The organism is Burkholderia sp. BC1, from assembly GCF_052683555.1.
The window spans coordinates 1-14911 of record NZ_JBQYLP010000055.1; the positions used below are offsets into that span (position 1 = coordinate 1).

A 14911-nucleotide genomic window follows, 5' to 3' on the forward strand; every position below is an offset into this window, starting at 1 on the left:
AGACTGATCACGTTCGCCGAAACGATTGATCACCATCGCCGAAATCCGCATACGAGGTGTTCGCGGGGCACGGCAACGTCGGGTACGGACGAGGTCATAATCTCGCAATTGACACGGCTCGAAGCAGATACCACCTAGTTTTGAATCCCGATATTGACCTCGAGCCCGACGCGCTGGTACACGCGCTCGATTTTCTTGATGTCAATCCGGAGGTGGCGCTGCTGTCGCCATGGATCGGCGACGACGCAAGGCAGACCCAGTATTTGTGCAGGCGATACCCAGCGTTACTCGATCTCTTTGTGCGCGGCTTCTTGCCAGTGTCGTGGAGAAAGTGGTTTGCGCGTCGACTTGCGCGCTATGAGATGCAGGATCGGATCAACGAATTCGACGTGGTCTGGGATCCCCCCATCGTAAGCGGTTGCTTCATGTTGTTCCGGACTGTTCCGCTCAAAGCGCTAAAAGGATTTGATCCGCGCTACTTTCTCTACTTTGAGGACTACGACCTGAGCTTGCGTGCGCACGAGGTTGCCCGCGTCGCGTATGTCCCGTCGGTGCGTGTGATCCATCACGGTGGTGGTGCGTCGCGCAAGGGCTTCGCGCACATCCGCATGTTCGCCGCGTCGGCCTTCAAGTTCTACAACCGCTTCGGCTGGAGGCTCTGGTGAGTCATCTCGTCGTCACTGGCGCGAACGGCTTCGTTGGCCGGGCAGTTTGCCGACTCGCGCTGCAGGCCGGCCATACGGTTACCGCGCTGGTGCGACGTCCGGGCGGCTGCATCGACGGCGTGCGCGAATGGGTCCACGACACCGCCGATTTCGCGGGTGTGGATGAAGCGTGGCCCGCCGACCTTGTCACTGATTGCGTGATCCATCTCGCCGCACGCGTGCACGTCATGCGTGACGAGTCCGCCGATCCCGACGCTGCGTTCGATGCAACCAACGTTGCCGGCACGCTGCGTCTCGCCGACGCTGCACGCCATCACGGCGTGCGCCGCATCGTGTTCGCGAGCAGCATCAAGGCGATTGGAGAGGGCGACGGCGGAGTACCTCTGTCGGAAGCGTTCGAGCCCCAGCCACAGGATGCATATGGTCGTTCGAAGCTGCGGGCGGAACGGCAGCTCGCGCAGTTCGGCGCGTCGGCGGGGCTCGATGTCGTCGTTGTTCGTCCGCCGCTCGTCTATGGCCCGTTCGTCCGTGCTAACTTCCTGCGGATGATGGACGCGGTCGCGCGCGGGATGCCGTTGCCGCTCGGCGCGGTCGCAGCGCGTCGCAGCATCGTCTACGTCGACAATCTCGCCGACGCGCTGCTGCGTTGCGCAATCGACCCGCGCGCGGCCGGTGAATGCTTTCACGTCGCCGACGACGACGCGCCGACAGTCGCGGGCCTGCTGCGCCTCGTTGGCGACGCGCTTGGCAAGCCGGCGAGGCTAATCGCGGTGCCGCAGGCGCTGTTGCGTGCGCTCGGAAAGCTGACCGGTCGTAGTGCGACTATCGATCGCCTGACAGGCAGTCTGCAACTCGATACCGACCGGATCAGACGTGTGCTGGACTGGCAGCCGCCCTATACGACCCGCCAAGGCCTCGAAGCGACCGCCGCATGGTATCGTTCGCGCGACACACGAAAATAAAAGCCACATGTTTCTCGCGAATCCCACCTGGCTCACCGCGGTCGCGGTGGCTTTGGCCGCCGCATTTGCTTCGACGACGATTCTCCGCATATTGCTCGCCACCGGGTTGGCCTGGCGCCTTGCCACCGATATTCCGAACGATCGTTCGCTTCATACGCTGCCGACGCCGCGTGTCGGCGGATGGGGCATTGTGCCCGTCTGTGTCGTTGTGCTGCTCACGCTGGCGCCGAGACTATGGCTGATCGCAATCGCCGCCGCGGGGCTGGCTGCGATGTCGCAGATCGACGACCGGCGCGGACTGCCGGCCCGCGTGCGATTCTCGGCCCACCTCGCCGCAGTCGTCGCTCTAATCGTCGTATTCCCGGCCCACGCACCGTGGTGGCTGCTTGCCGGCGTGGGCTTCGCAATGGTCTGGCTGACGAACCTGTACAACTTCATGGACGGCGCCGACGGCCTCGCGGGCGGCATGGCACTGTTCGGCTTCGGCGGATACGCGGTCGCGGCGCTTGGCGGCGCCTATACGTCGCCGGATCTCGTCGTGGCGGCCGCGGCGGTGGCCGGCGCGGCGCTGGGCTTCCTTCTACTTAATTTCCACCCGGCCAGGCTGTTTCTGGGCGACGCCGGCTCGATTCCCCTCGGATTCTTGGCCAGCGCGCTGGGCTACTGGGGTTGGCGTACCGATGTCTGGCCAATCTGGTTCCCTGCGATGGTGTTCGCGCCCTTTATTGCCGATGCATCTGTAACACTTTTGCGACGTCTGTTACGTGGCGAAAAGTTCTGGCAAGCGCACCGTGAGCACTATTATCAAAGGATGGTTCGGTCGGGCGTCAGCCACGGTCGGACTGCTCTTTATTGGTACGTCATCATGCTCGCGGGCATAATTGTCGCCATGTGGGCAACGGGTCGCCCCGAACTGCAGCAATGGCTGTCGTTCCTCGCGTGGTATGGCGTCCTGGCGTGGTTCGGATGGTTGATCGACATGCGCTGGCGCCGGCATCAAGCGGCCGCCGAAAACAATTCTTGAGGTCTCCCGCCGATGTTGCGTTCCAAAGCATCTTGGCTGTCATTGAGTGCTTTCCTGTTCGACCTGACGGCGGTTGTTGCCGCATGGTTGTTTGCCTATCTCGTCCGTTTCAACGGCAGCATTCCGCATGATTTCCTGAGCGGCGCGCTCATGGCGCTGACGTGGGTACTGCCCGTTTACGCGCTGATGTTCCAAGGCTTCGGCCTGTATCGCGGGCTATGGGTATTCGCGAGCCTGCCCGACCTGATGCGCATCGCGAAAGCAGTGGTCGGCGGCGGCGTGATCGCGATGATCGGCGCTGTGATGTTCCAGCCGCACCCAATCATTCCCCGCTCGGTCCTGCTCGTGTCGCCGCTGATTCTGTTCCTGGCGATGGGTGGCGCCCGCGCACTGTATCGCGCGACGAAGGAGTACTACCTGTACGGCGGTCTCGTCGGCAAAGGCAAGCCGATTCTGGTCCTCGGCGCAGGCACGGCCGGCGCGAATCTCGCGCGCGAGCTGTCCCGTTCCGGCGAATGGCGGCTCGTCGGCCTGCTCGACGACGACGTGACGAAGCAGGGCCGCGAAATCTACGGCTACAAGGTGCTCGGCTCGTTCAACGACCTGAAGCACTGGACCGAAGCGATGAAGGTCGAATACGCGATCATCGCGATTCCGTCGGCGTCCGTCGAAACGCAGCGACGCGTCGCGACGCTGTGCGTGCGCGCGGGCGTGAAGGCGATGGTGCTGCCGTCGCTGACTGCGCTGATGCCGGGGCAGGGCTTCCTGTCCCAGGTGCGCAGCATCGATCTCGAAGACCTGCTCGGTCGCGAAGCAGTAACGATCGACACGCCGCACGTCGAAGCGCTGCTGCGCGGCCGCGTCGTGATGGTCACCGGCGCCGGCGGTTCGATCGGCTCCGAGCTGTGCCGGCAGATCCTGCGCTTCGCGCCGGCGCAACTCGTCGCGTTCGATCTGTCCGAATACGCGATGTACCGCCTCGTCGAGGAATTGCGCGAGCGCTTCCCCGATCAGCCGGTCGTGCCGATCATCGGCGACGCGAAGGATTCGCTGCTGCTCGACCAGGTGATGTCGCGCTATGCGCCACACATCGTGTTCCATGCGGCCGCATACAAGCACGTGCCGCTGATGGAGGAGCACAACGCATGGCAGGCGCTGCGCAACAACGTGCTCGGCACGTATCGCGTGGCGCGCGCGGCGATCCGCCACGACGTCCGCCACTTCGTACTGATCTCGACCGACAAGGCGGTCAATCCGACCAACGTGATGGGTGCGAGCAAGCGCCTTGCCGAAATGGCGTGTCAGGCGCTGCAGCAGACGAGCGGGCGCACGCAGTTCGAGACCGTTCGTTTCGGCAACGTGCTCGGCAGCGCCGGCAGCGTGATTCCGAAGTTCCAGCAGCAGATCGCGAAGGGCGGCCCGGTGACGGTCACGCACCCGGAAATCACGCGATTCTTCATGACGATCCCCGAGGCGTCGCAGCTCGTGCTGCAGGCGTCGAGCATGGGACGCGGCGGCGAGATCTTCATTCTCGACATGGGCGAACCGGTCAAGATTGTCGATCTCGCGCGCGACCTGATCCGTCTCTACGGATTTTCCGAGGAGCAGATTCGCATCGAATTCACCGGCTTGCGTCCGGGCGAAAAACTCTACGAGGAACTGCTTGCGGACGACGAGACGACGACGCGCACGCCGCACCCGAAGCTGCGGATCGCGCGTGCCCGCGAAGTGCCCGGCAACCTGCTCGACGAACTACTGCCGTGGCTGATGCAGCATCGTGTGCTGACCGACGACGAGGTGCGGCGCGATCTGCGACGCTGGGTGCCGGAGTATCAGACAGCGTCGACGCCTATGTTGCAAAGCGTGCCGGCGGCAGTACGTGCGGCATCAGCGGATTAATGGTGCTTCGGAGACGATGGGGACCGCGCACGAGCACAAGCGGTAGCCGGTGCCCGCAAGTCTATTCGGGATTTGGCCTCGTATGTGACGAGACTTCATGCCGGCGCGCGCGTCTCTAGTTGCGAGGCTCGATAAAGTACCGGGACGGCGTTGCGCTGCCATCCCGGTATGCGCCAGCGCAATGCGTTACTCAACCGTCACCGACTTCGCAAGGTTCCGCGGCTTGTCGACATCGGTGCCGCGCGCGCATGCGGTGTGATACGCGAGCAGCTGCAGCGGCACTACGTGCAGAACCGGAGACAACGGCCCGTAGTGCTCGGGCATCCGGATCACGTGCAGACCGTCGCCGTTGACGATCTGCGTGTCCGCATCGGCGAACACGTACAACTCGCCGCCGCGCGCACGCACTTCCTGCATGTTCGATTTCAGCTTCTCGAGCAGCGTGTCGTTCGGCGCAACGGTAATCACCGGCATCGCTTCGGTGACGAGCGCGAGCGGACCGTGCTTCAACTCGCCGGCCGGGTACGCCTCCGCGTGGATGTACGAGATTTCCTTCAGCTTCAGCGCGCCTTCGAGCGCGATCGGGTAGTGCAGCCCGCGGCCGAGGAACAGCGCGTTTTCCTTGCGCGCGAATTCGTCGGCCCACGCGATGATCTGCGGCTCGAGCGCGAGCACGCTGTTCAGCGCGGCCGGCAGATGGCGAAGCTGCTTCAGATATTCCGTTTCCTGCGCGGCGTCGACGTGCCCGCGCAGCTTGCCGAGCGTCGCGGCGAGCACGAACAGCGCGACGAGCTGCGTCGTGAATGCCTTCGTCGACGCGACGCCGATCTCGGTGCCCGCGTGCGTGAGGAACTGCATGCCGGTCAGGCGCACCATCGCGCTCGTTGCGACGTTGCAGATCGCGAGCGTGTGCGTGTGGCCGAGCGCCTGCGCGTGCTTGAGCGCGGCGAGCGTGTCGGCCGTTTCGCCGGACTGCGAGATCACCAGCACGAGCTGGCGCGGGTTCGGCACCGAGTCGCGATAGCGGTATTCGCTCGCGATCTCGACCTGCGTCGGGATCTTCGCGATCGACTCGAGCCAGTACTTCGCGGTCAGCCCCGAGTAGTAGCTCGTGCCGCACGCGAGGATCAACAGGCTGTCGATCTGCGCGAACGCGGCGGGCGCGGCGTCGCCGAACAGCGTCGCGTCGAACGCGTCCGTCTGCGGTACCGTGTCGCCGATCGCGCGCGGCTGCTCGAAGATCTCCTTCTGCATGAAGTGGCGATACGGGCCGAGTTCGACCGCGCCGCCGTAGGCGCTGACCACGCGGATCTCGCGCTGCGCGAGCGCGCCGTGGCGATCGACGATCTTGACGCCGTCGAGCGACAGCTCGCAGACGTCGCCTTCCTCGAGGAACGTGAAGCGGTCGGTGCTGCCGGCGAGCGCGAGCGCGTCGGACGCGACGAAGTTCTCGCCGTCGCCGTGGCCCACCACGAGCGGCGAGCCCTGACGCGCGCCGACGACCGTATGCGGCTGGTCCTTGTGGATCACCGCGATCGCATACGCGCCGTGCAGCTGCTGCACCGCTTCGCGCACGGCGTCGAACAGATTGCCGCGATAGAGGCTGTGCACGAGGTGCGCGATCACTTCGGTGTCCGTTTGCGACACGAACTCGTAGCCTTTCGCGCGCAGTGCGTCGCGCAGCGGCTCGAAGTTTTCGATGATGCCGTTGTGCACGAGCGCGAGCGCGCCGGACGAGAAGATCGGATGCGCGTTGTGCGTGACGGGCGCGCCGTGCGTCGCCCAGCGCGTATGCGCGATGCCGGTCGTGCCTTCGAGGTGCGAGTCGCGAACCTGCGCGTCGAGATCGGCGACGCGCGCGACGCTGCGCGCGCGCTTGGGCGCATCCGCTTCGAGCACGGCGACGCCGCACGAATCGTAGCCACGGTATTCGAGGCGCCGCAATCCTTCGATCAGCACCGGAACGATATTACGCTGCGCAACTGCGCCGACAATGCCGCACATGAAAATCTACCTTCTATGAGACGCGAGTGCCGTACGGGCACTCGCATGATGTTGAGTTCTCTCTTGCCCTGTTTGCGTAGTCGCTCGTCGGGCGGTACTTCCGCGTTCAATGTCCGCGCTTTTCCTTTCTGATGACCATCCACCTAGGCACCCTGAACCGCACGATGCTCAAATAAAGCCACACGTAGGTAAACGCAAACAGCACGACAAACACAAACAGATGCACCGTATGCCGCCAGAACAGCGTAGCCGGAATCACGGCCACGAGGCACAGCAGCCACAGATAAGGTGAAGTCAGCGAATTCCTTCGCGTCAGATCATGCGCATGCCTGGTCCCCACGGCCCACCGCATCAGCCGCTTGTACACGAGCATATGCAGGTGCACGCCATCGGGAATCCCCGGCGACATTCCGCGAATGAATTTCTTCCGATAGATCGAGAAGCACGTCTCGAAGATCGGATACATGAACAGCAGCACCGGATACCAAGCGGACACCTCGCGATTGCGCATCACGAGCAGGATCGCGAGTTCCGCGAGCATGAAGCCGATGAAATACGCCCCGCCGTCGCCGAGAAAGATCAGCCCGGCCGGAAAATTCCACAGAAAGAACCCGAGCACGGCGCCCATCATGATGATCGACGCCGACATCACGACCGGATCGTTGACGTGGAACGCGACATACGCGAGCGACGCGAACATCATGAAGCTGACCATCGACGCGAGCCCGTTGAAGCCGTCGATGATGTTGATCGCATTCGCGAGCGCGGCCACTGCGAGCACGGTGATGAACGCCGAGATGGCCACGTAGCCGAGCAGGAAATCGAGCGGCGGCACGCTGATGCGCTTCACTGCGATCCCGAGCAGCCAGAACGCGAGCGCTGCCGCGGCCATCGTGCACAGCAGCCGCGCGCGCGGCGACACGCGCTTCGTCAGATCTTCGACGAGCCCGGACAGGAACGCCGGCAGCCCGCACGCGACGATCCCGAGAATGCTGCCGGAAATCGTCGGATAGCGCCGCGACAGCACCAGCGCGGCTACGACGACGCCTGCAAGGATCCCGATGCCCCCCACGCGCGGCACGGGCCGCACGTGGAATTTCTGCACGCCGGCCAGATCGCTGTCGATCGAGAATTTCTCGTGCAGATGCGCATAGCGCACGATGAACAGCGTAACGAGCAGGGAAACGATGAAGCCGGACGCGAAGCTGAGCATGGGATCGCTCGAAAAATGGACAGCGGATTATACAAAACCGCGCGGGTTCGCCTCCTGCCATCGCCAGTGGTCGGCACACATGTCGTCGAGGCCGAGCGTCGCACGCCAGCCGATGATGTCGGCGGCTGCTTGCGGGTTCGCATAGCATTCGGCGACGTCGCCCGGGCGGCGCGCGACGATCTCGTACGGCACCGGGCGTCCCGACGCCTTTTCGAACGCGCGCACGACTTCGAGCACGCTGTAGCCCTGGCCGGTGCCGAGGTTCACGACGAAGCTCGCGTCGCGCTTCACGAGCGCATCGAGCGCGGCGATGTGCCCCTTCGCGAGATCGACGACGTGGATGTAGTCGCGCACGCCGGTGCCGTCGGGCGTCGGATAGTCGGAGCCGAACACGCGCAGCTTCTCGAGCTTGCCCACCGCGACCTGCGCGACGTAGGGCATCAGGTTGTTCGGAATGCCGGCCGGATCCTCGCCGATCAGCCCGCTCGCATGCGCACCGACCGGGTTGAAATAGCGCAGCGTCGCGATCCGCCACGACGGATCGGACACCTCGAGATCGCGCAGGATCTGCTCGGCGATCAGCTTCGACTGGCCGTACGGATTCGTTGCGGAGAGCGGGAACGATTCGTCGATCGGCGAGCGCTCGGGCACGCCGTACACGGTCGCCGACGAGCTGAACACGAACTGCTTCACGTTGCGCGCGCGCATGACCTTGAGCACGGTCAGCAGCCCGCCGAGATTGTTCTGGTAGTACTCGAGCGGCTTCGCAACCGACTCGCCGACGGCCTTCAGCGCCGCGAAGTGAATCGTGCCGGTGATCCGATGTGCGTCGAACACTTTCGCGAGCGCGGCTTCGTCGCAGACGTCGACCTGATGGAACGCGGGCTGCTTGCCGGTGATGCGCTCGATGCGGCGCACGGCTTCGGCCTTGCTGTTGACGAGGTTGTCGACGATCACGACGTCGTAGCCGTTGTCGAGCAGCTCGACGGCCGTGTGCGAGCCGATATAGCCCGCGCCGCCGGTAACGAGGATGGTGCCTTTAGCGCTCATTGCGGATGTACTCCTTCAAAAGGTAATGCCCGTCAGCGTACGAACAGTATGCCGGTAGCGTTCGACGACCTGCTGCTCGTCGAACTCGGCCGCGACCTTGCGCCGGCCGCGCTGGCCCATCGCCTCGCGTCCGGCCGTTCCGATGTCGATCATGCGCATCAATTGCTCGGCGAGGCTCGCGCTATCGCGCACGCCGCACAGGAAGCCCGTTTCGCCGTCGGCGACGACGTCGCGGCAGCCCGGCACGTCGGTCGCGACGATCGGGCGCCCCATCGCGGACGCTTCCATCAGCGTGCGCGGCACGCCTTCGCGGTACGACGGCAGCACGACGCAGTCGGCGGCTGCGATGTGCGGACGCACGTCGTGCGCTTCGCCGAGATACTCGACGATGCCTTCGGCAACCCACGCATCGACGTCGGCGCGGCCGATCGCGCTCGGGTTGTCGACGCCGAGCGGCCCGAGCAGCTGAAAGCGCGTATTCGGATGGCGCGCGCGCACGATACGCGCGGCCTCGACGTATTCGCGCACGCCCTTGTCCCACAGCAGCCGGCCGATCAGGATGAACACCGGTGCGTCGCCGCCGGGCAGCGGTACCGGCGCGAACTGTTCGAGATCGACGCCTTCGCCGTGCAGAAGCCGCGCGCGTTCCGGGTGCGCGAGCAACCGTTCATCGGTGAAGGTTGCAAGGTCGTCGCGATTCAAGAACCACACCTCGCGCGGAAAGCGAAACGCGAACCGGTACAGCCGCTTCGCGATGCTCGCCGCACGGCTTTTCTGGATGAACACGTAGCCGAGCCCGGTCGTCACTGCGATCGACGGCACGCGCGCGAGCCACGCGGCGACCGAGCCGTAGATGTTCGGTTTGATCGTGTAATGAAACACGAGATCGGGCTGCAGCGCGCGGTAGTGGCGAACCAGCGCGGCGAGCGTGCCGAGATCCTCGCGCGGGCTCGTGCCTTTCGACGCAATCGCGAGCGCCACGTAGCGGCAGCCCATCTGCTCGAGCAGCGGCACGGTGCGGTCGTGCGGCGCGATCACGATCACGTCGGCGCCATGCGCGACGAGCGCACGGATCAGCCCGTGCCGATACGTGTAGATCGCCCAGGCCGTGTTGCAGACGAGCGCAATGCGCAGCGGGGAAGTGGCGGACATGAAAAAAAGAAAAAATAAAGCGTCGAAAATGCCCTGCGCGCTAGGCGGACGGCCGCGCGGCGAACAGCGTCTGCTTGATGCGTTGCAGCGTCCGATACGGCGTCACGAAGTGCAGCAGGTTCTTCGCGAGGCCGGCCCAGTCGTACGGATTCAGCGCGTTGAAGTGGCGCAGCAGCAGCGCGAGCGTCGACATCAGCTGGCGGCGACGCTTCGTCGCGCTGATTCCGCCCTCGTTGAGCTCGTAATAGAGGCCGAGTTCGGGCAGGTTCGCGCAATCGTAGCGTTGCATTAACCGTAAAAAAAGATCGAGATCCTCGGCCGCGCGGTACTTCGCGCGGTAGTTGCCGACCTCGCGCACGGCGTCGATGCGTAGCATGACCGACGGATGCACGAGCGGCGAGCGCAGAAAGCGCGTGCGGCGCAGCGTGCGCGGATCGGCGGGCGGCGTGAGCATGAAGCGCGGTTCGCCGGCGCGCGACACGACCTGCGTCCACATCCCGACGCACGCGACGCGCGGGTGCGCGTCGAGAAACGCGCGCTGCTTCGCGAGGCGCTGCGGCGCGGCGAGATCGCCGGCGTCGATGCGTGCGGCATAGCGGAAGCCGCGCTGCGCGAGCGCCTCGATGCCGGCTTCGAGCGCGCGCTCGATGCCGACGTTGTGCGGCATGCGCAGCACCTCGATAACGAGGCCCGCGATCGCGGGCGCGACGATCGGCGGCGTGCTGCCGTCGTCGACGATCAGCACGTGCACGCGCGCATCCTCGCGGAACGACGCGAGCGTGCGCACGACGTCGTCGTGCCCGTTGTAGGCCGGCATCAGCACGGCGACGTCGTCGAGCGGCGGCGCGGAAGCGGGGGACGTCATGAACGCAGTTTGAAACGAATGTAATAAAAGTTGACGGCCGCGGCGGCCGCGTAGCCGGCGGCGAGGCCGACGAGCGCGCCGTACAGCCCGAGCCGCGGGATCGCGAGCCAGTTCGCGAGCGCGGCGATCGCGAGCGCGAGCGCCCATTTCGCGAGCAACACGAATTTTGCTTGATATTTGAGCACGATAAGATTGCCTATCGCCTCGATCCCGGCAGGCACGGACAGCCACACGGCCCAGCGGAAGATGTCGACCGACGCCTCGTAGCCGCGTCCGAACACCTTGCCTACGATCAGCGGCGCGGCGGCATCGAGCACGAGCGCGCCGGCCGTCATCAGCGCGGCGGTCATCGCGATGAGCCGGACGATGTTGCGGCGCAGTCGCGCGAGGTCCTGCACGCGGTAGACGAACGCGGGCGCGATGGTTTGCGCAAGCATCAGCGCGAGCGTGATCCAGTTCTCGTTGAGCTGTTGTGCGGCAGCGTACCGGCCGAGGTCGGCGAACGACACGTGGCGTTCGAGCATCAGCCGGTCGAGCTTCAGGAACAGGTACATGCAGATCAGCCCGAGCCAGAACACGGTGCCCGCCGTCGCGAAATGCCGGAACAGCGGTTTGTCGAACGTCCAGCCGAGCGAGCCGCCGTTACGATGACGGTAGTACAGCAGCAGCACGAAACCGATCGCGGCCGCCTCGAGCGCCCACAGCCACGCGAAGCGGGCGGGCGCGGCGGCGGCGCGCACCAGCAGCCAGACGAGCAGCGCCTTCGCGAGCGCGGTGAACATGCTGGTCACGAGCTGCGGCTTGCTGTACGTCATGCTCTGCAGCCAGGCGTTGATCACGCCGACGAACGGCTCGCGGAACACCATCGTGACGGCAAGGCCGGCCAGCATCGCGCCGACGAGCGGATCGAACGCGCCGGCGGCGATCGCGATCCACGTCGCGACGAGCGCGGCGACCGACACGCCGATGCGCAGCGCGAATGCGCTGCCGAGCACGGCGCCGAGCTGGGCCGGCGGGCGCTGCACGATGGTCGGCACCAGAATTTCCGCGCCGCACACCCAGGTCAGCGGCGCCAGCACGAGGAGCAGCGTATTCGCATACTGCCACTTGCCGAACACGTCCGGCCCGAAATAACGGGCCAGCAGCCCGCTGATCGCGATCGCGACGCCGATCTGCGTGAGCCGTTCGAGCCCCAGCCAGACGAGGTTCGCGACGGCTTTCGCGACGTCCGGGTTGCCGAATCGCTTCAGCATGCGGCGGCTAGGCGGCCGCGCGCGCGCGGGGCGGCCGGCAGGGCGCCGGCTGGCGGCAGGAAGGCGGCGGAGCGACTACGCATTAAAATGGGCGGTATGCACGTCATCGAAACCCGCGATTATAAGTGGGATCGGGGCCGCGCCAGCCGTCCCGTCCGTTGTTCCGCGCGGGGCCTGCGTGTAGCATGCGCCGGCACCGGCGAGAGGCGGCCAGACTATTTTCCATGCACGCAACCGAGAGAGAATCGATGATCTCCCAATCCATCTTCAAGGCATATGACATCCGCGGCGTGGTCGGCAAGACGCTCGACGCCGACACGGCGCGCAGCATCGGCCGCGCGTTCGGCAGCGAAGTGCGCGCGCAGGGCGGCGACGCGGTCGTCGTCGCGCGCGACGGCCGCCTGTCCGGGCCCGAGCTCGTCGGCGCGCTCGCCGACGGGCTGCGTGCGGCAGGCGTCGACGTCGTCGACATCGGCATGGTCCCGACGCCGGTCGGCTACTTCGCGGCGAGCGTGCCGCTCGCGCTGAAGGGCGGCGAGCGCCGCGTCGATTCGTGCATCGTCGTCACCGGCAGCCACAACCCGCCCGACTACAACGGCTTCAAGATGGTGCTGCGCGGCGCGGCGATCTACGGCGAGCAGATTCAGGCGCTGTACCGCCGCATCGTCGACGAGCGCTTCGAGAGCGGCAGCGGCACGTACGAAGAGCACGACGTGGCCGACGCGTACATCGACCGCATCGTCGGCGACGTGAAGCTCGCGCGCCCGCTGAAGCTCGTCGTCGACGCGGGCAACGGCGTCGCCGGCCCGCTCGCGACGCGCCTGTTCAAGGCGCTCGGCTGCACGCTGGTCGAGCGCTTCACCGACATCGACGGCACGTTCCCGAACCATCACCCCGATCCGGCTCACCCGGAAAACCTGCAGGACGTGATCCAGGCGCTGAAGGACACGGACGCCGAGCTCGGCTTCGCGTTCGACGGCGACGGCGACCGTCTCGGCGTCGTCACGAAGGACGGCCAGATCATCTATCCGGATCGCCAGCTGATGCTGTTCGCCGAGGAAGTGCTGTCGCGCAATCCGGGCGCGCAGATCATCTACGACGTGAAGTGCACGCGCCACCTCGCGCAATGGGTGAAGTCGAAGGGCGGCGAGCCGCTGATGTGGAAGACCGGCCACTCGCTGGTGAAGGCGAAGCTGCGCGAGACCGGCGCGCCGCTCGCGGGCGAGATGAGCGGCCACGTGTTCTTCAAGGATCGCTGGTACGGCTTCGACGACGGCCTCTACACGGGCGCGCGCCTGCTCGAGATCGTCGCGAAGACGGCCGACCCGAGCGCCGTGCTGAACGCGCTGCCCGATGCGATGAGCACGCCGGAACTGCAGCTGAAACTGGAAGAGGGCGAGAACTTCAGCCTGATCGAAAAGCTGCAGAAAGAAGCGAAGTTCGACGGCGCGGACGAAGTCGTGACGATCGACGGCCTGCGTGTCGAGTATCCGGACGGCTTCGGGCTCGCGCGTTCGTCGAACACGACGCCGGTCGTCGTGCTGCGCTTCGAGGCCGAGACGCAGGACGGCCTGAAGCGCATTCAGGACGACTTCCGCCGTGTGCTGACGGCCGCGAAGCCGGACGTGAAGCTGCCGTTCTGACCTGGGCATCGGGCGGCGCATCGGTCGCCCTGACCGGTCGCCTTCTCCCCAAAAAGCGGCGTGCGCGTGACGCGTGCGCCGCTTTTTGTCAATCTGCGGCGCCGGGCGCGATAAAATCGCGTCTTTATGCCTGTCGCCGGCCGTCTGCCGGCGTTTTTTCAGCGTGCAAAAGATCCTGATCGTGCGCGTGTCGTCGCTGGGCGACGTCGTGCACAACATGCCGGTGATCGCCGATATCCGGCGTCGCCATCCCGATGCGCAGATCGACTGGCTCGTCGAAGAAAGCTTCGTCGATCTCGTGAAGCTCGTCGACGGCGTGCGCAACGTGCTGCCGTTCTCGCTGCGCCGCTGGCGCAAGCAGCCGTTCTCCGGCGCGACGTGGCGCGAGATCCGCGCGTTTCGCAAGCAGCTCGCGGCCGAGCACTACGATCTCGTGATCGACTGCCAGGGCTTGATCAAGACGGCGTGGGTCGCGAGCTGGGCGCGCGGGCCGCTCGTCGGCCTCGGCAACCGGACCGACGGCGCCGGTTACGAATGGCCGGTTCGCTTCTTCTATCGCAAGCGCGTGCCGATTGCGCCGCGCACGCACGTCGTCGAGCGTTCGCGGCAGCTCGTCGCGGCCGCGCTCGGCGATCCGGCGCCGACGCCGGCCGATCCCGTCGATTTCGGCCTCGACACGCGCGATGCGTCGCGTGCGATCGCCTCGGTCGGGCTGAACCTGCCGGTGCCCTACGTGGTGTTCGTCCATGCGACTTCGCGCGCGGACAAACAATGGCCCGACGCCGCATGGATCGAGCTCGGCCAGGCGCTGGTACGGCGCGGCGCATCGCTCGTGCTGCCGTGGGGCAACGACGCGGAGCGCGCGACGAGCGAGCGGCTCGCGAAGGAGTTCGGCGAGGCCGCGATCGTGCCGCCAAAGCTGTCGCTGCCGGCCGTGGTCGGCCTGATCGACGGCGCGGCCGCGACGGTCGGGGTTGATACAGGTCTGGTTCACATCGCGGCCGCGCTGAAGCGCCCGACCGTCGAACTGTACAATTTCGCGACGGCCTGGCGAACCGGCGGCTACTGGTCGCCGAACGTCGTCAATCTCGGCACGGCGGGGCAGCCCCCGTCGATCGCGCAGGTGAAGTCGGCGCTCGCGGGCTTCGGTCTCCTGTAACGCACGCATTCGTGGCGAACCG

The 14911-nt window shown here is 65.8% G+C and carries 12 protein-coding genes; 6 read left to right on the plus strand and 6 right to left on the minus strand.

Annotated elements, in window-relative coordinates:
- Window positions 1-56 precede the first annotated feature (56 nt).
- The 4 genes from ACSHSS_RS22605 to ACSHSS_RS22620 are packed head-to-tail and all read left to right on the plus strand — an operon-like array spanning window position 57 to window position 4550.
- Window positions 57-665, plus strand: coding sequence for a glycosyltransferase family 2 protein (locus ACSHSS_RS22605; RefSeq protein ID WP_445545566.1), 609 nt, complete (start codon window positions 57-59; stop codon window positions 663-665).
- Entirely contained in the window at window positions 662-1627 is a 966-nt protein-coding gene (locus ACSHSS_RS22610) for a UDP-glucose 4-epimerase family protein (RefSeq protein ID WP_105854499.1), read from the plus strand. The genes ACSHSS_RS22605 and ACSHSS_RS22610 overlap by 4 nt, the downstream gene beginning before the upstream one ends.
- Window positions 1628-1634: 7 nt before the next feature.
- Entirely contained in the window at window positions 1635-2651 is a 1017-nt protein-coding gene (locus ACSHSS_RS22615; RefSeq protein WP_105854500.1) for an MraY family glycosyltransferase, read from the plus strand.
- Between the two features lie 12 nt (window positions 2652-2663).
- A complete protein-coding gene (locus ACSHSS_RS22620) occupies window positions 2664-4550 on the plus strand; it encodes a polysaccharide biosynthesis protein (RefSeq protein WP_249460656.1) in 1887 nt (628 codons plus the stop codon).
- A gap of 186 nt (window positions 4551-4736) precedes the next feature.
- Here ACSHSS_RS22620 and glmS read toward each other — a convergent pair whose 3' ends face one another.
- The 6 genes from glmS to ACSHSS_RS22650 form a co-directional block, all read right to left on the minus strand.
- Window positions 4737-6554: a glutamine--fructose-6-phosphate transaminase (isomerizing) gene (gene glmS, locus ACSHSS_RS22625; RefSeq protein WP_212143951.1), complete on the minus strand. Its 1818-nt coding sequence runs from the start codon at window positions 6552-6554 to the stop codon at window positions 4737-4739.
- A gap of 106 nt (window positions 6555-6660) precedes the next feature.
- Window positions 6661-7767: an MraY family glycosyltransferase gene (locus tag ACSHSS_RS22630; protein ID WP_105854873.1), complete on the minus strand. Its 1107-nt coding sequence runs from the start codon at window positions 7765-7767 to the stop codon at window positions 6661-6663.
- Window positions 7768-7794: 27 nt separating this feature from the next.
- Window positions 7795-8817 carry a UDP-glucose 4-epimerase GalE gene (gene galE, locus ACSHSS_RS22635; RefSeq protein WP_059940782.1) on the minus strand — a complete coding sequence of 341 codons (1023 nt, stop codon included), beginning with the start codon at window positions 8815-8817 and terminating at the stop codon, window positions 7795-7797.
- 15 nt (window positions 8818-8832) lie between these two features.
- Window positions 8833-9969 (minus strand): glycosyltransferase family 4 protein, encoded by a 1137-nt coding sequence (locus ACSHSS_RS22640; protein WP_217252379.1) that lies wholly within the window; start codon window positions 9967-9969, stop codon window positions 8833-8835.
- Window positions 9970-10009: 40 nt separating this feature from the next.
- The gene (locus ACSHSS_RS22645; protein ID WP_088923560.1) at window positions 10010-10834 is read right to left on the minus strand and encodes a glycosyltransferase; all 825 of its coding nucleotides are present in this window, start codon (window positions 10832-10834) and stop codon (window positions 10010-10012) included.
- On the minus strand, window positions 10831-12087 hold the full coding sequence (locus ACSHSS_RS22650; RefSeq protein WP_217122709.1) for a lipopolysaccharide biosynthesis protein: 1257 nt from the start codon (window positions 12085-12087) through the stop codon (window positions 10831-10833). Before ACSHSS_RS22650 ends, ACSHSS_RS22645 begins: the two co-directional genes overlap by 4 nt.
- Before the next feature lie 248 nt (window positions 12088-12335).
- On the opposite strand from ACSHSS_RS22650, the gene ACSHSS_RS22655 reads away from it, so the two are divergent.
- A complete protein-coding gene (locus tag ACSHSS_RS22655; RefSeq protein WP_059940785.1) occupies window positions 12336-13730 on the plus strand; it encodes a phosphomannomutase/phosphoglucomutase in 1395 nt (464 codons plus the stop codon).
- A 91-nt stretch (window positions 13731-13821) separates the two neighbouring features.
- Window positions 13822-14889 carry a lipopolysaccharide heptosyltransferase I gene (gene waaC, locus ACSHSS_RS22660; protein ID WP_370685775.1) on the plus strand — a complete coding sequence of 356 codons (1068 nt, stop codon included), beginning with the start codon at window positions 13822-13824 and terminating at the stop codon, window positions 14887-14889.
- Window positions 14890-14911 lie beyond the last annotated feature (22 nt).